The sequence below is a fragment of the Actinophytocola xanthii genome, assembly GCF_001921205.1.
GTDB lineage: Bacteria > Actinomycetota > Actinomycetes > Mycobacteriales > Pseudonocardiaceae > Actinophytocola > Actinophytocola xanthii.
Map to the genome: position 1 here is coordinate 137,019 of NZ_MSIE01000008.1, position 22,957 is coordinate 159,975.

At 69.6% G+C, this 22,957-nt stretch carries 20 protein-coding genes, 2 tRNA genes and 1 pseudogene; 16 read left to right on the plus strand and 7 right to left on the minus strand.

Annotation, left to right across the window (positions count from 1 at the left end; all coding sequences use genetic code 11):
- Positions 1-844 precede the first annotated feature (844 nt).
- The 8 genes from dnaN to BU204_RS07100 all read left to right on the plus strand — a co-directional run bounded on the left by dnaN (position 845) and on the right by BU204_RS07100 (position 11,132).
- On the plus strand, positions 845-1,978 hold the full coding sequence (dnaN, locus tag BU204_RS07065) for a DNA polymerase III subunit beta (RefSeq protein ID WP_075124740.1): 1,134 nt from the start codon (positions 845-847) through the stop codon (positions 1,976-1,978).
- 17 nt (positions 1,979-1,995) lie between these two features.
- On the plus strand, positions 1,996-2,922 hold the full coding sequence (gene gnd / locus BU204_RS07070; RefSeq protein ID WP_269844630.1) for a phosphogluconate dehydrogenase (NAD(+)-dependent, decarboxylating): 927 nt from the start codon (positions 1,996-1,998) through the stop codon (positions 2,920-2,922).
- Between the two features lie 2 nt (positions 2,923-2,924).
- Positions 2,925-4,082: a DNA replication/repair protein RecF gene (recF, locus tag BU204_RS07075; protein WP_075124741.1), complete on the plus strand. Its 1,158-nt coding sequence runs from the start codon at positions 2,925-2,927 to the stop codon at positions 4,080-4,082.
- 166 nt (positions 4,083-4,248) lie between these two features.
- A complete protein-coding gene (locus BU204_RS07080) occupies positions 4,249-4,782 on the plus strand; it encodes a DciA family protein (RefSeq protein ID WP_075124742.1) in 534 nt (177 codons plus the stop codon).
- A gap of 185 nt (positions 4,783-4,967) precedes the next feature.
- Positions 4,968-6,935, plus strand: a complete 1,968-nt coding sequence (gyrB, locus tag BU204_RS07085) for a DNA topoisomerase (ATP-hydrolyzing) subunit B (protein WP_075124743.1) — start codon at positions 4,968-4,970, stop codon at positions 6,933-6,935.
- Positions 6,936-7,431: 496 nt separating this feature from the next.
- A complete protein-coding gene (gene gyrA / locus BU204_RS07090; RefSeq protein ID WP_083661068.1) occupies positions 7,432-10,050 on the plus strand; it encodes a DNA gyrase subunit A in 2,619 nt (872 codons plus the stop codon).
- Between the two features lie 219 nt (positions 10,051-10,269).
- Positions 10,270-11,001, plus strand: a complete 732-nt coding sequence (locus tag BU204_RS07095) for a DUF3566 domain-containing protein (RefSeq protein ID WP_408607991.1) — start codon at positions 10,270-10,272, stop codon at positions 10,999-11,001.
- A gap of 57 nt (positions 11,002-11,058) precedes the next feature.
- Positions 11,059-11,132: transfer RNA gene (locus tag BU204_RS07100), tRNA-Ile, on the plus strand.
- 352 nt (positions 11,133-11,484) lie between these two features.
- On the opposite strand, the pseudogene BU204_RS41110 reads toward BU204_RS07100, so the two are convergent.
- A pseudogene (locus BU204_RS41110) lies at positions 11,485-11,748 on the minus strand (class I SAM-dependent methyltransferase); the annotation flags it as partial.
- 181 nt (positions 11,749-11,929) lie between these two features.
- Between BU204_RS41110 and BU204_RS39895 the strand changes: the two are divergent.
- From BU204_RS39895 to BU204_RS07115, 3 genes are all read left to right on the plus strand, one after another.
- Positions 11,930-12,073, plus strand: coding sequence for a DLW-39 family protein (locus tag BU204_RS39895; RefSeq protein ID WP_233159677.1), 144 nt, complete (start codon positions 11,930-11,932; stop codon positions 12,071-12,073).
- A gap of 104 nt (positions 12,074-12,177) precedes the next feature.
- Positions 12,178-12,250, plus strand: a tRNA-Ala gene (locus BU204_RS07110).
- Between the two features lie 139 nt (positions 12,251-12,389).
- Positions 12,390-12,932 carry a DUF2020 domain-containing protein gene (locus BU204_RS07115; protein ID WP_075124745.1) on the plus strand — a complete coding sequence of 181 codons (543 nt, stop codon included), beginning with the start codon at positions 12,390-12,392 and terminating at the stop codon, positions 12,930-12,932.
- A 63-nt stretch (positions 12,933-12,995) separates the two neighbouring features.
- On the opposite strand, the gene BU204_RS07120 is transcribed toward BU204_RS07115, so the two are convergent.
- Positions 12,996-13,850, minus strand: a complete 855-nt coding sequence (locus BU204_RS07120) for a hypothetical protein (protein WP_075124746.1) — start codon at positions 13,848-13,850, stop codon at positions 12,996-12,998.
- An 82-nt stretch (positions 13,851-13,932) separates the two neighbouring features.
- On the opposite strand from BU204_RS07120, the gene BU204_RS07125 reads away from it, so the two are divergent.
- On the plus strand, positions 13,933-14,493 hold the full coding sequence (locus tag BU204_RS07125) for a peptidylprolyl isomerase (protein WP_233159679.1): 561 nt from the start codon (positions 13,933-13,935) through the stop codon (positions 14,491-14,493).
- On the plus strand, positions 14,494-15,405 hold the full coding sequence (locus tag BU204_RS07130) for a rhomboid family intramembrane serine protease (protein ID WP_075124747.1): 912 nt from the start codon (positions 14,494-14,496) through the stop codon (positions 15,403-15,405).
- A 24-nt stretch (positions 15,406-15,429) separates the two neighbouring features.
- On the opposite strand, the gene BU204_RS07135 is transcribed toward BU204_RS07130, so the two are convergent.
- Positions 15,430-15,858, minus strand: a complete 429-nt coding sequence (locus tag BU204_RS07135; protein ID WP_233159542.1) for a PH domain-containing protein — start codon at positions 15,856-15,858, stop codon at positions 15,430-15,432.
- Positions 15,859-15,964: 106 nt separating this feature from the next.
- Complete coding sequence (gene crgA, locus BU204_RS07140) at positions 15,965-16,231, minus strand: cell division protein CrgA (RefSeq protein ID WP_075124748.1); 267 nt, start codon at positions 16,229-16,231, stop codon at positions 15,965-15,967.
- Positions 16,232-16,358: 127 nt separating this feature from the next.
- On the opposite strand from crgA, the gene BU204_RS07145 reads away from it, so the two are divergent.
- The 3 genes from BU204_RS07145 to BU204_RS07150 all read left to right on the plus strand — a co-directional run bounded on the left by BU204_RS07145 (position 16,359) and on the right by BU204_RS07150 (position 18,313).
- The gene (locus tag BU204_RS07145) at positions 16,359-17,273 is read left to right on the plus strand and encodes a class E sortase (protein WP_233159568.1); all 915 of its coding nucleotides are present in this window, start codon (positions 16,359-16,361) and stop codon (positions 17,271-17,273) included.
- Entirely contained in the window at positions 17,273-17,428 is a 156-nt protein-coding gene (locus tag BU204_RS40630) for a hypothetical protein (RefSeq protein ID WP_198942793.1), read from the plus strand. The genes BU204_RS07145 and BU204_RS40630 overlap by 1 nt, the downstream gene beginning before the upstream one ends.
- A gap of 231 nt (positions 17,429-17,659) precedes the next feature.
- The gene (locus BU204_RS07150) at positions 17,660-18,313 is read left to right on the plus strand and encodes an aminodeoxychorismate/anthranilate synthase component II (protein ID WP_075124749.1); all 654 of its coding nucleotides are present in this window, start codon (positions 17,660-17,662) and stop codon (positions 18,311-18,313) included.
- Between the two features lie 6 nt (positions 18,314-18,319).
- Here the strand turns inward: BU204_RS07150 and BU204_RS07155 are convergent, their stop codons facing one another.
- The 3 genes from BU204_RS07155 to BU204_RS07165 all read right to left on the minus strand — a co-directional run bounded on the left by BU204_RS07155 (position 18,320) and on the right by BU204_RS07165 (position 22,952).
- Positions 18,320-19,354 (minus strand): NAD(P)/FAD-dependent oxidoreductase, encoded by a 1,035-nt coding sequence (locus BU204_RS07155; protein WP_075124750.1) that lies wholly within the window; start codon positions 19,352-19,354, stop codon positions 18,320-18,322.
- 4 nt (positions 19,355-19,358) lie between these two features.
- A complete protein-coding gene (pknB, locus tag BU204_RS07160) occupies positions 19,359-21,383 on the minus strand; it encodes a Stk1 family PASTA domain-containing Ser/Thr kinase (protein WP_075124751.1) in 2,025 nt (674 codons plus the stop codon).
- An 81-nt stretch (positions 21,384-21,464) separates the two neighbouring features.
- The gene (locus BU204_RS07165) at positions 21,465-22,952 is read right to left on the minus strand and encodes a serine/threonine protein kinase (protein WP_075124752.1); all 1,488 of its coding nucleotides are present in this window, start codon (positions 22,950-22,952) and stop codon (positions 21,465-21,467) included.
- Positions 22,953-22,957 lie beyond the last annotated feature (5 nt).

Genomic DNA, 22,957 nt, shown 5'->3' on the forward strand with positions numbered 1-22,957 from the left:
GCCACGTCCTCACGGCGCCCGCCGGTCACCTCACAGGTCGCAGTTCCCGGCGATGCTCGTGGTGCTCGGCAGGCGGATCTTCTCGCCGGCCATCCCGATCGCTCCGGGCATCCCCTCGCTTCCGGCGGATGCCCCCGCGCGCCGCCGCGCACTGCCCCGTGCGCGAGCCCGCTTGTCTCGGCCCACTCGACCCGGCCCACTCAACCCGGCTCACTCAACCCGGCCCGCCGCGCCTCCCGCCCGGCCGCCCGCCACTCCGATCCACTGCCCGCCCCCACCTCTTGCCGCCGTCAGCCCGTCAGAACGCGTCGTCCATCCACCCGTCGTCCACACGCTCACCCGGCCCAACTCCTGGCCTCCCCAAGCCACCCACCGCCCCCGAAAACCCCGCTGTCACCCCGAAAGGGGACAAAATCGCCCCCAACCCTGTGTATGACTTGGGTACGCCCGGGTACCCGGCTGGGGAGTCTGCTGTGTGCAACTGTGGGTGAACTGTGGACAACCCTGACCGCCTCTCGGTCCATCCACGGGCACCCCGAGTTGTCCACGGGCCGCGCATGAGGTTCATCCACATCCCGCCGCCCGCCGCGACGTGCGCGGACGAGAAGTATCCACACAACCCACAGCCCCTATCACTACGGCTGTTTTTCTCTCTTTCAAGGGATTCACAAAGCAAAAACAGGGGCCGCGAGTCGAGCGAGCCGAGGCGCTCGAGCAGGAGGTCGCGCAGCCAGCCCCGAGTACCGCCCTCGTCCGGCAAGCCGTACGGTGGCGGTCTACGAGAGTTCGCTCGAGTGAGATCCCGCGCACTCGCGGCTCCTCCTCGTGTCTGGAAAGGACAGTCATGAAGATCCGCGTCGAGCGCGACGGTCTCGCCGACGCCGTCGCCTGGGTGGCTCGTTCGTTGCCGTCCCGTCCGCCGGTCCCGGTACTCGGCGGGATCCTGCTGGACACCGGCAACTCGGATGCGCTGACCATCTCCGGATTCGACTACGAGGTCTCCGCGACGGTGGGTGTCGCCGCGACCGTGGCCGACGGTGGGCGGACCCTCGTCTCCGGTCGGTTGCTCGCGGACATCACCAAGGCCCTCCCGGCCCAACCCGTTGAGATCATGGTCGACGGCGCACGCGTCTCGATCACCTGCGGCAGCGCGAAGTTCAGCCTGCCCACGATGCCGGTCGAGGACTACCCCCAGCTTCCGGCGATGCCACCCCGAGCGGGCGAGCTCACCGGCGAGGTGTTCGGCCTCGCGGTCAGCCAGGTCGCCGTCGCCGCCGGCAAGGACGACACCCTGCCGATGCTCACCGGCGTGCGGGTCGAGATCAACGGCGACACGCTCACGCTCGTCGCCACCGACCGCTTCCGCCTCGCGATGCGCGAGTTCACCTGGCAGCCCGACGGCAGCCTGGCCCACGCCGGCGACGTCGCCGTGCTCGTGCCGGCCCGCACCCTGGCCGAGGCAGCGAAGGCACTCGGCACCGCCGGCGCCACCGTCGAGCTCGCGCTCGCTCCCGGTGACGGCCTGATCGGTCTGTCCGGCAACGGCCGGCGCACCACCAGCCGCCTCCTCGACACCGAGTTCCCGCGGTACCGCCAGCTGCTGCCGAGCGACCAGACCTCGACCGCGATCATCGACGTCGCCCCGCTCGTCGAGGCGATCAAACGCGTGTCGTTGGTCGCCGAGCGTGGTACCCAGGTTCGGCTCGAGTTCGGGGAGAACGGGCTGCGGCTTTCCGCCGGTGGCGACGACGAGGGGAGCGCGGAGGAGGAGCTCGCGGTGGAGTACACCGGCGAGCCGGTCACCATCGCGTTCAACCCGTCGTTCCTCCAGGAGGGACTCGGCGCGCTGCATGCCGAGCGGGCCGAGCTGTCGTTCACCACGCCGAGCCGGCCGGCCCTCATCAAGCCGGTCGACGACGAGGGCAACGTGGTCGCCGGGTACCTGCATCTGCTGATGCCCGTGCGCCTGCCCGGCTGATAACGGAGGAACGCCCAGTGTCAAGCAAGGTCCAGCTCGGTCTCGTCGGTCTCGGCAAGATGGGCTTCAACATGCGGGACCGGATTCGCGCGGCCGGTCACGAGGTGGTGGGCTACGACCGCAACCCGGACGTCACCGACGTCGGGTCGCTGACCGAGCTGGTGGAGCGGCTCGAGGCGCCGCGGGTCGTGTGGGTCATGGTGCCGGCCGGAGATCCGACCCGACAGACGATCGCCGAGCTCTCGGATCTGCTCAGCGAGGGTGATCTGGTGATCGACGGCGGCAACTCCCGTTTCACCGACGACAAGATCAACTCCGAGCTGCTCGACAGCAAGGGCGTCGGCTACCTCGACTGCGGCGTCTCCGGCGGGGTGTGGGGCAAGGAGAACGGCTACGCCCTCATGGTCGGCGGCTCCGCCGAGCACGTCGAGCGGGCGATGCCGATCTTCGACGCGCTGCGTCCAGAGGGGCCGCGCGAGGAGGGCTTCGCCCACGCCGGTCCGGTCGGCGCCGGCCACTACGCGAAGATGATTCACAACGGCATCGAGTACGGGCTCATGCAGGCCTACGCCGAGGGTTTCGAGCTGCTCGAGGCGGCCAAGGTCATCGAGGACGTGCCGTCGGTGATCAAGGCCTGGCAGCGTGGCACGGTCGTCCGGTCCTGGCTGCTCGACCTCCTGGTCCGCGCGCTCGACTCCGATCCCGAGCTCGACGACCTGCGTGGTTACGTCGAGGACTCCGGCGAGGGCCGCTGGACCGTGGAGGAGGCTATCAACCTCGCCGTGCCCGCGCCGGTGATCTCCGCCGCGTTGTTCTCCCGGTTCCGCTCCCGTCAGGAGGACTCGCCGGCAATGCGCGCGGTGGCCTCGCTCCGCAACCAGTTCGGTGGGCACGCCGTGATCCACGCCGGGCCGTCCTCGGGTGCGGGCAGCACCCAGGGCTGACGGTGCGGGTCAGGCACCTCCAGGTCACCGACTTCCGTTCCTGGGAGCACGCCGACCTGGAGCTGGAGCCCGGTGCGAACGTTCTCGTCGGGCGCAACGGCCAGGGCAAGACCAACCTCGTCGAGGCGGTGGGGTACGCGGCAACGCTCGGCTCGCACCGCGTCGCGGTGGATCTGCCGCTGATCCGGCACGGCTGCCCCCGGGCGATCGTGCGCCTCGCTGTGGTCAACGAGGGGCGCGAGCTGACGATCGAGCTGGAGATAACGGCGGGGAAGGCCAACCGGGCCAGGGTCAACCGCGCCCCAGTCCCCAAGACGCGCGACGTGCTGGGGATCCTGCGCACCGTGCTGTTCGCACCCGAGGACCTGGCGCTGGTCCGCGGCGACCCCGGCGAGCGGCGCCGGTTCCTCGACGAGCTGCTGGTCTTACGCGCGCCGCGGTACGCGGGCGTGCGCGCGGACTACGAGCGGGTACTGCGGCAGCGCAACGCCCTGTTGAAGTCCTCCGGCCATGCCCGCCGAGCCGGGGCGAAGGGGGACATCGGCACGCTCGACGTGTGGGACGGTCACCTCGCGCGGCACGGTGCCGAGCTGCTCGGCGCCCGTCTGGACCTCGTCGCCGACCTCGCCGACCACGTGACCAGCGCCTACGCCGGGGTCGCGCCCGAGTCCCGGCCGGCGCGGATTCGCTACCGGTCCGGGATCGGCGACTCGTTCCCGCCCGACTACGGCACTCCCGGCTCCCGGGCCGACCGTGAGGTGCTGCAGGACGCCCTGCTCGCGGCGATGGTGGCCGGCCGCGACGCCGAGCTCGAACGCGGGGTGAGCCTGGTCGGCCCGCACCGCGACGAGCTCGAGCTGACCCTCGCCGACTTCGCCGCCAAGGGGTACGCGAGCCACGGCGAGTCGTGGTCCTTCGCACTCGCGCTGCGACTGGGCTCCTACGAACTGCTGCGGTCCGACGGGAACGAGCCGGTGCTCGTGCTCGACGACGTGTTCGCCGAGCTGGACCGTCGTCGTCGCGCGCGACTCGCCGAAGTGGCTTCGAACGCCGAACAGGTCCTCGTGACCGCGGCGGTGGAGGAGGATGTCCCGGACGAGCTCGCCGGGGCGCGCTTCGTCGTGTCCAACGGGGAGGTGTCGCGTGTCGGACCGGCCTGACGATGATCGACTCAAGTTCACCACGAACGGCGTGAATCCCCCCACATCTGGGGACAAACCTGTGGATAGTGTGGATAACACTGATGCTCCCCGCGACCAGGGGCGCTCGATGGGGGCAGATCCGGGTACCGCCAACACCCAAAAGGGTGTTGATATTGAACAGCTCATGCTGTCCAACACGCAGCGTGACTATCCACAGCTTCGCGGCTCCGACCTGGCCAAGGCGGCTCTCCAGGCGGCGAAGGACGCCTCGAGCGGTCCGGGACCGCGCAGGACCAACCAGGCCAAGCGGGGCTTCACCGGAAACCGACGCCGCCGCCGGTGGTCCGGTCCGCGTCCGGACGAGCGGGACCCGCAGCCCCTCGGCCGGCTCGCCTCCCGCCTGGCCGCTGACCGCGGGTGGAGCGGACAGCTGGCGACCGGTCGACTGTTCGCCAGGTGGAGCGCGATCGTCGGGGAGGACGTGGCCGAGCACACCCAGCCGGTCGTCCTGCGCGACGGCGAACTCACCATCCAGGCCGTTTCCACCGCCTGGGCAACCCAGCTCCGCCTGCTGCAGCGGCAGCTGCTCGCCAAGATCGCGGCCGGGGTGGGAGACGGCGTCGTGACGAAGCTGAAGGTGAACGGTCCCGCCGCGCCGAGCTGGCGGCATGGCACCCGCCGCGTGCCGGGACGCGGCCCCAGGGACACCTATGGGTGAACGGCCGCCACAAGCTGTCAGATTCCCCCGGGAGGATCCCCGCAGGCGTCCGACCTCGGACGGGTTCCGGCGAGAGCGTCTGCGGCAAAGCTAGGGGTGTCCTTGGCCCACTTCTGAGCGAGCGCCCAAGTACAATCGACAGCGGGGAGTTTTGCGCCCGTCCTGACGAGGGAGACACCACGCCCGTGGCAGCCAACGACCATGAATACAACGCGTCCTCGATCACTGTTCTCGAGGGCCTGGAGGCCGTCCGCAAGCGGCCTGGCATGTACATCGGCTCCACCGGCGAGCGAGGCCTGCACCACCTGATCTGGGAGGTCGTCGACAACGCCGTCGACGAGGCGATGGCCGGCTACGCGACCAGGGTCGAGGTCACCCTGCTCGGCAACGGCGGCGTCCGGGTGGTCGACGACGGCCGCGGCATCCCGGTCGAGCCGCACCCCGTGCACCAGAAGTCGACGCTGGAGATCGTGCTCACCCAGCTGCACGCCGGCGGCAAGTTCGACAGCGACAGCTACGCGGTCTCCGGTGGTCTGCACGGTGTCGGCGTCTCCGTGGTGAACGCCCTGTCGACGGCGCTGGACATCGAGGTCTACCGCCACGGGAAGGTGTGGAACCAGCACTACGAGCGGTCGGAGCCCGGCGAGCTGGTGGAGGGACCGGAGACCGACCGCACCGGCACCTCGGTCACGTTCTGGGCGGACCCGGACATCTTCGAGACCACCGAGTACAACGCCGAGACCGTGGCCCGACGCCTGCAGGAGATGGCGTTCCTCAACAAGGGCCTCACGATCGTGCTGCGCGACGAGCGTGTGTCCGATCAGGACAGTGAGGCCGACGCCGAGGGCAAGTCGGCGCGCGTCAAGGAGCGCACGTACTGCTACCCGGGCGGTCTCGAGGACTTCGTCAAGCACATCAACCACACCCGCGAGTCGATCCACAAGACCGTGATCTCCTTCGAGGCCAAGGGAGAAGGGCTCGAGGTCGAGGTCGCGATGCAGTGGAACACCGGCTACAGCGAGTCGGTGTACACGTTCGCCAACACGATCAACACAGCTGAGGGCGGCACGCACGAGGAGGGCTTCCGCGCCGCGCTCACCCGCGTTGTGAACGTGTACGCGCGCGAGAAGAAGCTGCTCAAGGAGAAGGACCAGAACCTCACCGGCGACGACGTGCGCGAGGGGCTCGCCGCGATCATCTCGATCAAGCTGGCCGAGCCGCAGTTCGAGGGCCAGACCAAGCAGAAGCTGGGCAACACGGAGGCGAAGACCTTCGTCCAGACCACCTGCAACGAGTGGCTCGCCGACTGGTTCGAGCGCAACCCCAACGACGCGCGCACGATCGTGTCGAAGGCGGTTTCCTCTGCCACGGCGAGGATCGCGGCCCGCAAGGCCAAGGAACTGGTGCGCCGCAAGGGAGCCCTCGACATCGGCGGCCTGCCCGGCAAGCTCAAGGACTGCCGCTCCACCAACCCGGAGGAGTGCGAGCTCTACATCGTCGAGGGCGACTCCGCGGGTGGTTCGGCCAAGGAGGGCCGGGAGTCGATGTTCCAGGCCATCCTCCCGATCCGCGGCAAGATCATCAACGTCGAGAAGGCCAGGATCGACCGTGTCCTCAAGAACACGGAGGTGCAGAGCCTGATCACGGCGCTGGGCACCGGAATCCACGACGAGTTCGACGTCAGCAAGCTGCGGTACCACAAGATCGTGCTGATGGCCGACGCCGACGTGGACGGTCAGCACATCCGAACCCTGTTGCTGACGCTGCTCTTCCGCTTCATGCGCCCGCTGGTCGAGCACGGTCACGTGTACCTGGCCCAGCCGCCGCTGTACAAGATCAAGTGGCAGCGCGCCGAGCCCGAGTTCGCCTACTCCGACCGGGAACGCGACGGCTTGATCAAGGCCGGCCTCGAGGCCGGCAAGAAGATCAACAAAGAGGACGGCATCCAGCGCTACAAGGGTCTCGGCGAGATGAACGCCGACGAGCTCTGGGAGACCACGATGGACCCCGCGCACCGCCTCCTCCTCCAGGTCACCCTCGACGACGCCGCAACCGCCGACGAGCTGTTCAGCGTGCTCATGGGTGAGGACGTCGAGGCAAGGCGCTCGTTCATCACCCGGAACGCCAAGGACGTCCGCTTCCTCGACGTCTGACCAACGCCGTGCGCCGAGCCCACCACCACCCCGCCGCGGCGGGGCGCTCGCGCCCGGCTCCACACCTCCATCCACACCCCATCCACACCCGCCCCTCCGTCCCGACCAGCCTGTACGTCAAGTTGTCCACAACTGGTCCAGTTGTCCACAGTCGACCCCCTTCACCCCCCACACCACCCCCAACCCCGATAAACTGGCACGGCGGGACGCCCCCGGGAACGGGTGGGGGGTGGGCATCGTGCGTACGCGCGCGAAGACCGTCGGAGCGTTCGGCGCAGGGGGGTGGTGCGGCCTCCCCGGGCCACCGCGGGTCGCGGTTCGCGGCGCGTGGGATGTGTCTGGGCGCGGTGGGTCGGAGGGCGGAAAGCGCTGTTCAGACCTGTGCTCCCGGACGGCTCAGCCAGCCTTGCACAGCGGTCCTGACCAGCACAGATAGACTGCATTGGTTACCAGCGAATCCTCGATCGCGCTGGCCTGCGGAAGGAAGCTTCACGCCGTGACGGAAACAACCGTGCCGCCAGAGGGTGACCGGATCGAGCCGGTCGACATCCAGCAGGAGATGCAGCGCTCCTACATCGACTACGCGATGAGCGTCATCGTCAGCCGGGCGCTGCCGGATGTTCGTGACGGGCTCAAGCCGGTGCACCGCCGGGTGCTGTACTCGATGTACGACACCAACCTGCGTCCCGACCGCAGCCACGTCAAGTGCTCGCGCATCGTCGGCGACGTCATGGGTAACTACCACCCGCACGGTGACTCCGCGATCTACGACGCGCTCGTCCGCCTCGCCCAGCCCTGGTCGCTGCGCTACCCCCTGATCGACGGTCAGGGCAACTTCGGCTCGCCGGGCAACGACCCGCAGGCCGCCATGCGGTACACCGAGGCCCGGATGGCCCCGCTGGCCATGGCGATGCTCCAGGACATCAACGAGGAGACCGTCGACTTCTCCGACAACTACGACGGCAAGACCCAGGAACCCGACGTCCTGCCCGCGCGCATCCCGAACCTCCTGGTCAACGGGAGCGGCGGCATCGCGGTCGGCATGGCGACCAACATCCCGCCGCACAACCTGCGCGAGGTGGCCGCCGGCGTCGTCTGGGCCCTGGAGAACTGGGACGCCTCCGACGAGGAGACCCTGGCCGCGATGATGCAGCGGATCAAGGGTCCCGACTTCCCCACCTACGGCCAGATCCTCGGCACCCAGGGCATCGAGGACTGCTACCGCACCGGCCGCGGCTCGATCAGGATGCGCTCGGTCATCGAGGTCGACGAGGACGCCAAGGGCCGCACGATCCTGGTCGTCACCGAGCTTCCCTACCAGGTGAACCCGGACAACCTGATCGAGAACATCGCGCAGCTGGTCCGCGACGGCCGGATCACGGGCATCTCCGAGGTCGCCGACGAGTCCAACAAGCGCAACGGCATGCGGATCGTGATCACGCTCAAGCGGGACGCGGTCGCGAAGGTCGTGCTGAACAACCTCTACAAGCACACCCAGTTGCAGCACAACTTCGGGGTGAACATGCTGGCCCTGGTCGACGGCGTGCCCCGCACGCTGCGGCTGGACCAGATGATCCGGCACTACGTGCGCCACCAGGTCGAGGTCATCGTCCGACGCACCCGCTACCGGCTGCGCAAGGCCGAGGAGCGGGCCCACATCCTGCGTGGCTACGTCAAGGCGCTCGACGCGCTCGACGAGGTCATCGCGCTCATCCGCCGCTCACCCACGGTCGACGAGGCCCGTACCGGCCTGATCGCGCTGCTCGACGTGGACGAGCTGCAGGCCAACGCGATCCTCGAGATGCAGCTGCGTCGACTCGCCGCCCTCGAGCGGCAGAAGATCGTCAACGAGCTCGCCGAGATCGAGGGCTACATCGCCGAGCTTCAGGACATCCTCGCCAAGCCGGAGCGGCAGCGCACGATCGTCCGCGACGAGCTGATGGAGATCGTCGAGAAGCACGGCGACGAACGGCGCACAAAGATCATTCCCTTCGACGGCGAGGTCTCGATCGAGGACCTGATCGCCGTCGAGGACGTGGTCGTCACGATCACCCGCACCGGGTACGCGAAGCGGACCAAGACCGACCTCTACCGGGCGCAGAAGCGCGGCGGCAAGGGTGTGCAGGGGGCGGGCCTCAAGCAGGACGACATCGTCGCCCACTTCTTCGTCAGCTCGACCCACGACTGGATCCTGTTCTTCACCAACAAGGGGCGGGTCTACCGGGCCAAGGCCTACGAGCTGCCGGAGGCCAACCGCAACGCCCGCGGCCAGCACGTGGCGAACCTGCTGGCGTTCCAGCCGGACGAGCACATCGCTCAGGTCATCCAGATCAAGGACTACCAGGCAGCCCCCTACCTCGTGCTCGCCACCAAGAGCGGCCTGGTGAAGAAGAGCAGGCTCTCCGACTTCGACAGCAACCGCGCCGGCGGTCTCATCGGTATCAACCTGCGTGAGGACGACGAGCTGGTCGGCGCGGTGCTCTGCGCCGCCGAGGACGACCTGCTGCTGGTGTCCGCCGGCGGCCAGTCCATCCGGTTCCAGGCCACCGACGAGGCGATGCGGCCGATGGGTCGCGCGACCTCCGGCGTGCTCGGCATGCGGTTCAACCACGGGGACGAGCTGCTCACCCTCGGCGTGGTCCGCGAGGGCACGTTCGTCCTGGTCGCCACCGACGGCGGCTACGCCAAGCGCACCCCGATCGAGGACTACTCGGTCCAGGGTCGCGGCGGGAAGGGCGTGCTCACGATTCAGCACGACACGCGGCGTGGGAGGCTGGTAGGCGCACTCATCGTCGACGTCGACGACGAGCTGTACGCGATCACTTCATCCGGTGGAGTGATCAGGACCACAGCCCGTGAGGTGCGCAAGGCCGGCCGGCAGACCAAGGGGGTGCGCTTGATGAACCTGGGTGAAGGCACCACCCTGGTAGCGGTCGCCCGCAGTGCCGAGGTCTCGGCCGAGAACGCCGGCACGGCTCCCGCGCCGGAGGTGGACATCCCGACCGACGGAGACGTCGCGGCCGACCCGACGGGCGAGGCAACCGAGCCCCCGGGCCCGACGTCCACCGAGACGGGACCGGTCGACCCGACCGGCAACGGCCAGCAGCCCCAGTAAGCCGCGAAGACGTAGGGGATTCCCGTGACACCACCCGAGAAGTCCGGCAGCACCGGTCAGAACCCGGAGCGAGAGCCGGAACGCCCGTCCGGCGTCGCTACCGACGGCCAGGCGAAGTCGGTCGAGCAGGAGACCGGTGGGAGTGGCGGGGCGAACGGTGAGCAGGGCAAACCGGCCGGGGACCCGCCGACCACCCGCCTCACCAGCGACGATCTCGAGGTGGGGCCGGGCACCCCGCCCCCGTGGCAGCGGGGCCCGAGCGAGCCCGCGAAGCCGGCATCGTCCGGCCAGCCGGTTCAGGCGCAGTCCTCGCCGGCCCAGGCGGGGCACCAGACCATGCCGGTCAGCCCGAGCACCGGGCCGGGGGAGACCACCGTGCAGGTCGAGCGGCCGGTGCTCACCGGTGCGGCGGCCGCCCGCCTGTTCTCCGACAGCGTTCCGACGGCCAGCAGCCTCCCCGGCGCCGGCGGGCAGAACCGGACCACCGTCCATCTCGACGCCAGCAACCCGTCCACCGGGCCGCTGCGCATCGGGGCCGGTGCCACCCCCAGTGCCCTCCGCCGACCCGGCCGCGGCCCACGCCGAGCCAACCTCCAGATCAAGCGGTTCGACCCGTGGTCGGTGCTGAAGCTGTCGCTCGTGCTGTCGGTGGCGTTGTTCTTCGTATGGCTGGTCGCCGTCGGGGTGCTCTACGCCGTCCTCGGCGGAATGGGCGTCTGGGACAAGCTCAACGGCATCTCCAGCGACTTCCTCCAGATCTCCGACGACGGCGGCGCCGCGGGCAACTCGGAACCATTGATCAGCGCGGGGCGCGTGTTCGGCATCGCGGCCATCATCGGGGCGGTGAACATCGTCCTGTTCAGCGCGCTGGCCACGGTGGGAGCGTTCATCTACAACGTTTCCGCCGATCTCGCCGGGGGTCTCGAGGTCACCCTCGCGGAACGGGAGTAACGGGGTACTGGTGTGCGACCCGCGACCACGGTGCGATAGTCTCGTCTCGCTGGTCGAGGGCCTATAGCTCAGGCGGTTAGAGCGCTTCGCTGATAACGAAGAGGTCGGAGGTTCAAGTCCTCCTAGGCCCACGTATGTCAGGGGCCGTCCACTCCGGGTGGGCGGCCCCTGACTTTGTCTGCGCCCGCTCCGGCATGCGCCCGGGGGCCGCCCGGCTTGCGGGCCAGCAGGTATGCCTGTGGTGTCTTCTCGTGTGGCGGCCGCGGTTGTCGCGTCAGCTGTGCCTCCACGTCCAGGCCCGCGGCAGTGCACGTCTCGGCGACGAAGTCCGGCTGCAACCGGTAGGCATCCAAGGTGACCCGATGGCCGTACCCATGGGTGATGCGGCGAGCCTCCTGACCGACCTGGAACGTCGCCAGCAGTCGTCCCCCCCGGTGCCAGCACCCGCGCCAGTTCCGCCACCACCGACGCCAACCGCTCCGGCGGAGTGTGGATCAGCGAGTACCAGGCCAACGCGCCCGCCAGGCAGCCGTCATCCAGCGTCAACGCCTCCAGTGAACCGATCTCGAAGCGCAGCTCCGGATGCGCGCGGCGGGCCGCTCGGACCATCCGGGGGGAGAGATCGACTCCGAACACGTCGAGCCCGAGCGAGGCCAGGTAGCCCGTCAACCGGCCCGGCCCGCAGCCCAGGTCAGCGACGGTGTCGTAGGCGGCCCGGGTCCTGGTGACATAGGCAGGCTCGGACACGAGAGGGAAGGCTGTCCGCCGCAACCAGACCGCCGTTTCCGTGCCCTCGAAGCCGGCTGGAGGGCGTCGAGGCGGCCCCGGGTGGTGATTCGGGGGTGTGGCAGACTTGGGGTCTCGCCGCGGAGGTCCTGACCGGTCGCGGTGTGTGGATCGTTGTGGCTTGCCGAAGGAGGCAATGGACGTGAAGAAGCTTCTCGCTCTGGTGGCCGTCGCTGGTGGCGTGCTCTTCGTGGTGCGGCGCAGCAAGTCGGCCAAGGCGCAGGATGACCTGTGGCGCGAGGCTACTGCTCCGGCCGCGGGGGCCAACAACGTCAAGAAGGCCTGAGGCGCACCCAGCGCCTGTATGACTAGTCATCCAATGGATGGCTACCTCATGCATGACTAGTCCTGATGTAGTGCCGACGGGGGTCTTCCTGCCTTCGTCGGGTCGGGGACGTAGCTCAATTGGCAGAGCACTGCCTTTGCAAGGCAGGGGTTAGGGGTTCGATTCCCCTCGTCTCCACGAGTGCCGGGTGTCCACAGGCTGTGCACACCTCACAGATCGCCATATCCCCTGGTCAACGCCGTTTCGTCGTGCGCTTGTCCACAGGGAGCGACGGTGCGCGAAGACGATGACACGGTATGTGGTTGACTTCGCGGCCATGAGGCGCGTTTCGTTCCTGCTCGGTCCGCTGCTGGTCGTGCTCGTCGCCTGTGGTTCCGAGAACGCGGCGGACGATCCCACCCCGATCAACCCTCCGACCACCGAGGCCACCAGCGAGTCATCGCCCGCCGCGGTGCCGCCGCCGATCGCGGATCCACAGGAGGAAGGACCCTGCCCCTACCTCGATGACGCGTTCGTCGAGGAGACCAACGGGCAGCGGGTCGCCGACACCAAGATCACCACGGACGACCCGCCGGCCTGCCACTTCTTCCGGTCCGACGGCAGCGTGCAGCTGGGTGTCCAGATCTACCGGGGTGACCCCGCCGTGGCCAAGGCCTTCGTCGACCAGCTGGCGCCGGTCGACACCGCCAACCCCGCCACGCTCGACGGCGGGTGGAGCGGGGGCGCCCAGCCCACCGAACACGGCGCCGTCTACGCGGTCGCCAAGGAGGGCACCGCCGTGGTCGTGGTCACCAACCAGGAGCAGAGCCTCAAGGCCAAGCTCGTCGCCGAGGAGACGATCAGCGCGCTGGGGCTCTGACCCCGGCTCCGGACATGGTTCGGCCCGCCAGGCGCGAGGGGCCTGGCGGGCCGAACCGGTCTCTCAGCCGTGCTTGGTCGTCGACTCCTTGGACGGCCGGCCGTTCTGCTGGCCGTTCCCGCTCGTCGCGTCGCCCGCGGCCGAGCCGGGCGCCTTGTCCGGCACCGTGGAACCCGTCGTCGACTCGGTCTTCGTCGAGCTGGCCGGGGTCGGGCTGGTCGCCGAACCGGCGGTCGAACCGGCGGTCGAACCGGCGGTCGAACCGGTAGCCGTCGAGCCTGCGGCGGCCGTGTCCTTCTTCGTCGTGGACGCGGCGCGCCCCGGGGCCGACGCCGGCGGCGTGGTCGCCTTGCCGCGTGCCACGTAGGCAACCCCGGCGGCGATGATCGCGAACAGCATCACCTTCGGCCAACGCCGGCGCTTCTTGGGCGCCTGCATCAGCTTCAGGGCCACTGCCTCGTCCCTGGCCCTCGCCTTCATCCTGCCGGCCTCGGCCCGGAGCGACGCCTTCAGCTTCTTGGCGTCCGCCCTGGCCTGCTTGGCCGTCTTCGCCGCCCGCTTCGCCGGCTTGCTCTTCTTGGCGTCCTTGCGTGCCTGCTTGGCCGCCTTCGCCAGCTCCTTGCGGGTGCTCTTCGCCGTGCGCGCGAGCTTCTTGCGCGTCCGCCGGGTGGTCTTCACAACCTCCTGGCGGGCCAGCTCGGCGCCCTCGGCCAGGGCCACGGTCAGCTGTTGGGGCGCGACACCGCGCTCCGTCAGCTTCCGATCAGCGGCCTGCGCGGCCTTCATGGTGGCCTCGGCGCTGGCGTGACCAGCACGTGTGGCCCCACGCCGCACCGCGAGCCAGCCGGAGCCGACAGCCCTGCCGACCGTCTCGCCGGCACGCGACCCGGCTCGGGACATGGCCTTCACTTCGTCCATACTTCGCTCCCAGGTGGCTTCATCGGACAGTTACCATCCTGCCGCTTCCGGACCGATCTCGCTCGGATGGCACGATGGCCGGGTGGCAGACAGCAATGGATCCCTCGTGGGAGTGAAGGTAACGGCTACCCTGCACACGTCGCGGGGCCCCATCCGAATCACTCTCTTCCCCGATCACGCGCCCAAGACGGTGGCCAACTTCGTCGGCCTCGCCGAGGGCACCAAGCAGTACACCGAACGCAATGCCAAGGGCGAGAGCAGCGGTCCGTACTACGACGGCATGATCTTCCACCGGGTGATCGACGGTTTCATGATTCAGACCGGCGATCCCACCGGTACCGGCCGCGGCGGCCCCGGCTACACGTTCGCCGATGAGTTCCACCCCGAGCTGCAGTTCAACCGTCCTTACCTGCTCGGGATGGCCAACCCCGGCATCGCCGACTCGAACGGCTCGCAGTTCTTCATCACGGTCGCCCCGACGACCTGGCTGAACTTCAAGCACACGATCTTCGGCGAGGTCGCCGACCAGGAGTCGCGCGACGTCGTGGACGGCATAGCCCGGACCCAGACCTCGCCGCCGCACGACAAGCCGGTCGAGGACATCGTGGTCGAGCGGGTCACCGTCGAGCGCGCCGAGGGCTGAGTGTCGGTCAACCGGCAGCACGACCTCCCGGCCTGCGTTCGGCACCCGGACCGGCCGACGGGACTGCGCTGCGTCCGCTGTGACCGCCCGGCCTGCCCGGACTGCCTCCGGGAGGCCTCGGTCGGCTACCAGTGCGTCGACTGCGTGCAGGAGGGAGCCCGAACCGTTCGGGCACCTCGCACGGTCGCCGGCGCCCGGGTGTCCCGGTCGCGCCGGCTCGTCGTGGTGCCGGCGCTCGTCGCGGTCAACCTCGCCGCCTTCGTGCTCACCGCCGTACAGGCGGGCAGCATCGTCGACAACGAACGCTCGACGGCGTTCATCGAGGGCGTGCTGCGGCCCGTGTTCGTGTCGGCCGGTGAGTGGTGGCGGCTGGTCACCTCGGGCTTCCTGCACTTCGGCAACTACGGCGGCTACGGACCGGTCCACCTCCTGTTCAACATGGTCGCCCTGTGGGTGATCGGCAAGGACCTGGAGGTCGCGCTCGGTCGTGTCCGGTTCCTGGTCGTGTACCTGCTGGCGCTGCTGGGCGGGTCCACGGCCATCATGCTGTTCGGCGAACCCGACGGGGGCGTCGCCGGCGCGTCCGGCGCGGTGTACGGGCTGTTCGGCGGCATCGCCGTGGTGGTGTTCAAGGCCAAGCTGAACCCCGGTCCGGTGCTCACGCTGATCGCGATCAACATCTTCCTCAGCGTCGCGTTACCGGGGATCTCGCTGCTCGGCCACGTCGGGGGGCTGGTCGCGGGCGCCCTGGCGACCGCGGCGATGGTCTACGCGCCGGCGAGGAGCCGGACCCAGGTGCAGGTCGGTGCCTGTGTGGCGCTGACCGTGATGTTGCTGGTGGCCGTCGCCGTCCAGAGCATGTCGATGGACTGCATCACGACGCCGCTCGGGGTCAGCTGCTTCGGCATCTGACCCCGGGGCGGCGCCGAGAGCGGGTCAGGTCCGCAGCGCGAGCAAGGCCTCGACGACGTCCTCCGGGTCCGCGCCGAGGTCCAGCCGGCCGAGCACGACCAGGTCGGGGACCTCGGCCCGGTCCGCATCGAGCTCGAGCGTCGTGCTCTCCCGACCAAGCCGGCGGGTGCGGACCAGCCGTACGTTCACCTCGGCCCACGGCCAGGACCGCGACCCGGCGAGTCCGCGTACCGTGACCCCCGTCACGTCCGCCGTGAGCCGGGGCCGGGCGATCGAGCAGAACAGCCCGGTCAGCGCGAACACCAGCGCCGCGGCTCCCAGCAGGATCCTGCCCGGCGCGTCGTCGGTGAACACGGCCCAGGTCCCGGCCGCGACGGCCAGGACCCAGGCCAGCACCGCGAGTTCGAGCCTGGGGGCCCAGGTCTGGACGCTCGGGGAGGACACGGCGGTCACACTCCGGATCAGACGGGTGACATCCTCGGAAAGTTATCCACAGTGGTTGTCCACACTGGGGATACTTACACCCGTGTGGTTTAGTGGCGCTGCTCCGAACGGAGTATCATCGCCACCGCATCGTCATCAGGAGACCGCCGATCATCAGGGCGAACCCGATCGCGAAGTTCCAGTTCTGCAGGTCGGCCATGAACGGGATGTCCTCGCCGGCGATGTAGTTGACCACCAACCACGCCAGACCGAGGAGCATCACGCCGAGCATGACGGCCACGTAGATAGGATGTGACGGGCCGGCCGCCTTCACCTTCACCGGGGTGCGGCGGTCGGCGGGGGCCGTGTAAACCGCCTTCTTGCGGACCTTGGACTTGGGCATCTCGTCCTCACCTGGCGTGTAGCTTTGGTCGCGACAGTGTTCACGTCGAACACCGCCACTGTGCAACACGTTAACGTAGCCCAGTAGGGCGGCGAACCAACAGGTCGAGGACCGAAAGGAGCGCGCTGTGGGCACTGTGGAGCACCTCGGCCGCGGCGCAGGACGGATCTCCGGCGATCTCGGCGAGCTGGCGCCGTCTCCGCGACCCCGTCCCCGCCCCGGACCCACGCCGCCCGAGAAGGACCGTACCCGGACGATCGTGCGGACCGTCGGCGAGGTGTTGATCACCCTTGGCATGGTGGTCCTGCTGTTCGTGATCTATGAGGTCTACATAACCGACCTCATCTCGGCCGGCAAGCAGCGGGAGGCCACCGCGCAGCTGGACGACCGCTGGCACGAGCAGGACACCGCCGAAGCGCAGCGCAGCGACCACTTCGAGGGCCTCGGCGAGGGTGACGGCTTCGCCAAGATGTACATCCCCGCCTTCGGCGCCGACTACCAGTTCACGATCGTGGAGGGGACCACGGCGGAGAGCCTCGAGGTCGGCCCGGGTCACTACACCGACACCGCCTACCCCGGCCAGCCAGGCAACTTCTCGGTCGCCGGACACCGCGTCGGCAAGGGTGCGCCGTTCAACGACATCAACCTCATCCAGTCGTGCGACGCGATCGTCGTGGAGACCCAGCACAGCTGGTTCGTCTACCGGATGGTCCCGCTCGAGGAGGAGAAGGCCGGCTGGGCCGAGGGCAAGGGCAAGGACCCGCGCTGCAAGGGCGTCGAGCCCCTGGGCGGCCCGTACGAGGCCCTCGTCGGTCAGGAGATCGTGCTCCCGACCAACGGCGGGGTGATCGCTCCGGTGCCGCACAACCCCGACGTCACGCTCAGCTCCGGCGAGATGGCTTCGCTGATGACGCTGACCACCTGCCACCCCCGCTTCTCGGACAAGGAGCGCCTCATCGTGCACGCGGTGCTCACCGACCAGTGGGCGAAGGACCCGAGCAAGCCCGACGAGCGGCCGGTCGAGCTGGAGGAGACCGGCTGATGTACGGGTGGATCTGGCGGCATCTGCCCGGGCCGGTCGCGGTCCGGGTGGCGCTCGCGGTGGTCCTCGCGCTCGGCGTGGCGGCGCTGCTGCTGTTCGTCGTGTTCCCCTGGCTCGAGCCGTTGTTGCCGTTCAACAATGTGACCGCCGAGTGAGTTGGTAGTCGTCTATCCACACGGTCTGTCCACAGAAGACTAGTCTGATGTGGACAGATGAATGACCAGAAATAGCAACAACTTCGTCGACGACGATCCCGATCGGGCTGGCGTAAACGCGCCAAACACCGTGGCGTTGATCGCGAGGTTCATGCCGCTGGGCGAGTCGTCGGGAGTGGTACCCGAGAGAGTGGCCGCTATCCGGCGCTCTTCTCGGTAAGGTGCTCAGTCATGCGCGTACTGGTGGTCGACAACTACGACAGCTTCGTCTACAACCTGGTCCAGTACCTGGCCCAGCTCGGGGCGGAGTGCGTTGTTCGGCGCAACGACGACGATGCCCTGACCGGCTCGGACGCCCTGGCGGGCTTCGACGGGGTGTTGGTCAGTCCCGGTCCGAGCACCCCGGAGCGCGCGGGCGCGAGCGTCCAGGTCGTCCGCCGCTGCGCGGCCGAGGCCGTACCGGTGCTCGGCGTCTGCCTCGGCCACCAGGCCATCGGCGTTGCCTGGGGCGCCTCCGTCGACCGTGCCCCGGAGCTGCTGCACGGCAAGACCAGCGTCGTGCACCACAGTGACGCCGGCGTCCTGGCCGGGCTGCCGAACCCGTTCACCGCGACCAGGTATCACTCGCTGACCGTGCTGCCCGAGACGATCCCGGACGAGTTCGAGGTGACCGCCCGGACGGCAGGCGGCATCGTGATGGCGATGCGGCACCGGGAGCTGCCGGTCGAGGGTGTGCAGTTTCACCCGGAGTCGGTCCTCACCGAGGGCGGGCACCGCATGCTGGCGAACTGGCTCGCGGTGTGCGGCCACGTCGTCCCGGAGCCGCGAGTGGCCGAGCTGACTCTGCAGATGCGCGTGCTCGCCGACGCCGCGTCAATCCCCTGACCCGCATCACGCGGCCGGAATGTCCGGCACACCGCCTGCCAGCGTCGCCGCGGCCAACGCGTCGCCGATCGCGGGCGCGTGCTTGAACAGGTTGTCGCCCCAGACGAACGTGGCCGTACCCGCGGTCGCGTGGTGGATGCCGTCCCCGAGGCCCGGCGGGAAATCGCAGTAGAGCTCCGCGAGGACCTCGTCCTCGACGTCGGGCAGGGCCTCCCGGACATACCTGCGGACCAGGTCGCGCGAACGCGCGGTCACCGCCGCCCGGCCCCGTTCCCATGCCTGGTCCTCGGGCGGCAGGGAGGCTCCGACCGACCACTCCCCGGGCCCGGAACACTGCTGGTAGGTCGTGAAGCCGGGCTGCCAGAACTCCGTCCGGTCCATCCAGCACGGCGGGCGCGCCGAGGGGTCCCGCAGCCGGAAGGTGAACCGCACGTGGTGGGCCAGCGCGGTGGGTACGTACACGCCTGCGTGGGCCGCCAACTGCCAGGTGCCGCGACCGGCGGCCACCACCACCCGGTCGACCTCGAGCTCGCCTTCCGACGACGACAGCCGCGCTGTCTGCTCGCCCACGGTCAGCCGGTACACGTGGGCCCGGCGCAGCGCCGGTCCCACCGCGGTGCGGAGGAACGCTGCGGTGGCCGGCACGTCGATCACGCCGCCTGCCGGGTCGACCAGGGCCGGGCCGGGCACCGAGCGGGCCGGTAGGTCCAGGCTCCCGGTCTCCTCCAGGAACGAGTGCTCGAAACCGGCCATCGCGAGCGCCCAGGCAGGGGCTACCGGACCGGTGAGCACCGCGCCCTCGGTACCGACCAGCGGGCTGCCGTGGCGCTGCGACCAGACCGACCAGAGCTCGCGGGCACGGGACGCATAGGCGACCAGGGCGGGATCGGCGTGCGCCAGCCGGAAGATGCGCGAGCTGCCGGCCGACCGCGCGGCCATCGGCTCGTCGGCCTCGAGACAGACGACCTCGGCGCCCCGGCGCAGCAGTGCGTCCGCGGTGGCCAGGCCGATGACACCGGCACCGACGACCGCGACCCGCATGACCTCAGTTCCCGTTGCCTTCGCCGTTGCCTTCGCCTTCGCCTTCGCCGTCGGTCACCTGGGTGGCCAACCGGACCCCGACGTTCTGGTCCTTCTCGATCTCCTGCCCCTCGCTGAACTCCTGCTCGACGACGCGGCCGAGCTGACCCGGGTCGTCGGTCTCGCCGCCGCCCTGCACGTTCAGGCTGCCGTTCCAGCCCAGCTCCCGCAGCCGGCCCTCGGCCTCCTGCGGCAGCAGGCCGTCGAGGTTGGGCATAGTGATCTTCTCCTCCTGGTCTCCCTTGGAGACTCGGAGCGTGACCGTGCTGCCCGGCGGGAGCTCGCCGTCGTTGGGGTCCTGCTCGAGGACGGTGCCGGCCGGCTCCGCGGAGGACACTTCCTCCACGTTGACGTCGAACCCGAGGTTCTCCAGGTTGGTGGAGGCGCGCTCCACGTCCTGGCCGGTCAGGTCCGGGACGGTGACCGTCTCCGGCGCCTTGCCGATCGTGAGCCGAACCTGGCTGCCCTTCGCCACCAGCTGACCGGCCGCCGGGACCTGGCGGATCACCTTGCCGACCAGGTCCTCGTCGTCGGTCTCCTCTTCCCGCTGGTCCGGGGCAACCGCGAGGCCGGCGTCGGAGAGGAGCTGCTTGGCCTCCTCCGGCGTGCGGCTGCCGACGTCGGGTATCTCGACCCGCTCGGCCGGGGCGCCGACCATCAGCACGAGCCGGTCGCCCTTCTTCATCGTCTGGTCCGGCTTCGGCCTGGTGTCGATCACCTTGCCGATGCTGTCCGGGCCGCAGGGCCCGGGCTGACCGTCCGGACCCTGCTGGCAGGGCACGTTCTCCACCCGGACGTTGAAGCCCTGGTCCTGCAGGTCGCGCTGGACGTCGTTGCCGTTCTTGCCGATCACGTTCGGCACCGTGACCTCGTCGGAGGGAGCCTCGGTGTTGAGCGTGCTGCTGACCAGCCAGATCAGCGTGCCGATCAGGGCGATCGCGAGCACGGTCACCAGCGCGATCAACCAGCCACGCTTGGCCCGGCGCCGGCGCTCGGCCTCCTCGTCCCCGTAGGGGTCGTAGTCGTCGTAGTCCTTGGCCAGCGTCTGCGGGCGGTGCCGGCCACCCCTGGTCGGCTCGGCCGCAGCTCGACCCTGGGCCAGGATCGTGGTGCGGTCCTCCTCGGTCATCACCATCGGCGCCAGCGGCCGCTGGTTGGAGAGCACCCGAACCAGGTCGGTACGCATCTCCGCGGCCGACTGGTACCGGTTCGGCGCACCCTTCGACATCGCCTTCAGCACGATCGCGTCCAACGCCGGGGAGACCCGGGGGTTGAGCGCCGACGGCGGCTTCGGGTCCTCTCGGACGTGCTGGTAGGCCACGGCGACCGGGGAGTCACCGGTGAACGGCGGGTCCCCGGTGAGCAGTTCGAACAGCACGCACCCGGCGGCGTAGACGTCGCTGCGCGCGTCCACCGCCTCGCCGCGTGCCTGCTCCGGGGACAGGTACTGCGCCGTGCCGATGACGGCGGCGGTCTGGGTGACGGCGGCCTGGCCGTCCGCGACCGCGCGGGCGATGCCGAAGTCCATCACCTTGACCGCGCCGGTCTTGGTGATCATGACGTTCGCCGGCTTCACGTCCCGGTGCACGATCCCGTGCCGGTGGGAGAAGTCGAGTGCCGCGCAGACGTCGGCCATGATCTCCATCGCGCGCTGACCGGGCAGCGGGCCCTCGGTCTTCACGATGTCGCGCAGCGTCCGCCCGTCGACGTACTCCATGACGATGTAGGGCAGCGGACCGTGGTCGGTTCTGGTCTCACCGGTGTCGTAGACGGCGACGATGGCCGGGTGGTTCAGCGCGGCCGCGTTCTGCGCCTCGCGGCGGAAGCGCTCCTGGAACTGTGGGTCGCGGGCCAGGTCGGCGCGCAACACCTTCACTGCGACGTCCCGACCGAGTCGGACGTCACGACCCTTGTGCACCTCGGACATGCCGCCGTAGCCGAGCACCTCGCCCAGCTGATACCGGTTGGAGAGCAGTCTAGGACTGGTCATCGGTCTGTCGTCTCGATCCTCGTCTGCGGATGTGCGGCGCTCGGACAAATCATGCCGGTCATGTGTCGCCACCTGCCCGGCTCATCGGGACGGCCCTTCTTCCTCCACGCAGTGAACGGGAACCTCCGAACCGACCCGCACCCGACCGTCCGCCTCGACGGAGGTCACGATGCAGGTGTCCGGGTCCTGCGGAAGCCGACCACCCTCGGCTTCCACCACCGGCTCCAGGCCCGCTCGGAACAGTCGCTCGGCGACCTCGCTCGCGGGTTGGCCCACGTAGTCGTCGCCGTCCACGACAACCATGTCGGCCGGGACCTCACCGGGCATTGGCGGGTTCCCCGGCTCCGTGCCGTTGCCGACGCTGGTGCCGTCCCCACTCTGCCCGGCCCCGCCCGCTCCACCCTCGCCGCTCTCCTCGTTCCCCCCGGCGGGAGTGGAGGTCTGCGGCTGGGACTGGCCTCCGGTGTCGCCGTCGAGCAGCGCCGCCAGTCCGAAACCGGCCAGCGTGAGCAGCGCCAACGAGAGCACGACGACGAGTACCCACAATGCCGTCCGGTTACGACGCGGCGGAGCGTACGAGGTGTGTGGGAACGACCCGGTGCCCGTGGTCTGGTGCGGCGCGCTCGGCGGTCCCACGGCGAGCATCTGCGGGTTGCTGGCACTCGCCGGACCACCCATGCTAGCGGGGGCGAGCGCGCGACCGGAGGGTGCCGGCAGCGGCAGACCGGCGCGCACCGCCGCGACCGCGGCGGCGAACTCCCCTCCGCTGCCGTAGCGCTGGGCGGGGTCCTTCACCAGGGTCGCCTCGACCACCGCGCGGGCGTGCGGGGGGACGTCCGGGGGCAGCGGTGGCGGCATGTCCCGGATGTGCATCATCGCCACGGTCACCGCGTTCTCGGAGAGGAACGGGCGATGCCCGGCGAGGCACTCGTAGCCAACCACGGCCAGCGAGTACACATCGCTCGCCGGCTCGGCCTCGTGCCCGAGCGCCTGCTCCGGGGCGATGTAGTGGGCCGTGCCCATGACCATGCCGGAGCGGGTGACCGGTGCCGCGTCGGCCGCCTTGGCGATGCCGAAGTCGGTCAACTTGACCACGACCCTGCCGTCCGGCGTGGGGGTGACCATGATGTTGCCCGGCTTGACGTCGCGGTGCACGTAGCCCCGCTCGTGTGCGGCCTGCAGTGCGTTGCCGGCCTGCTCGAGGATCTCGAGCGTGCGCTCGGCGTTGATCCGGCGTTCCTTGGCCAGGATGGCCGCCAGCGGGTCGCCCTCGACGAGCTCCATCACCAGGTAGGCGGTGTCCTTGGGGCCGTCGACGATCGAGGCGGTCTCGCCGTAGTCGTGGACGGCCGCGATGCCGGGGTGGTTGAGCGAGGCGGTGGTGCGTGCCTCGGTGCGGAACCGGTGCAGGAACTCCGCGTCCCCGCACAGCTCGGGCTTGAGCACCTTCACGGCGACCCGGCGGTCGAGCCGGGTGTCCGCCGCTTCCCAGACCTCGCCCATGCCGCCGACGGCGATCCGGCGTGACAGCCGGTACCGCTCGGCGAGGAGCTGGCCTGACGTCAGCATGTGCT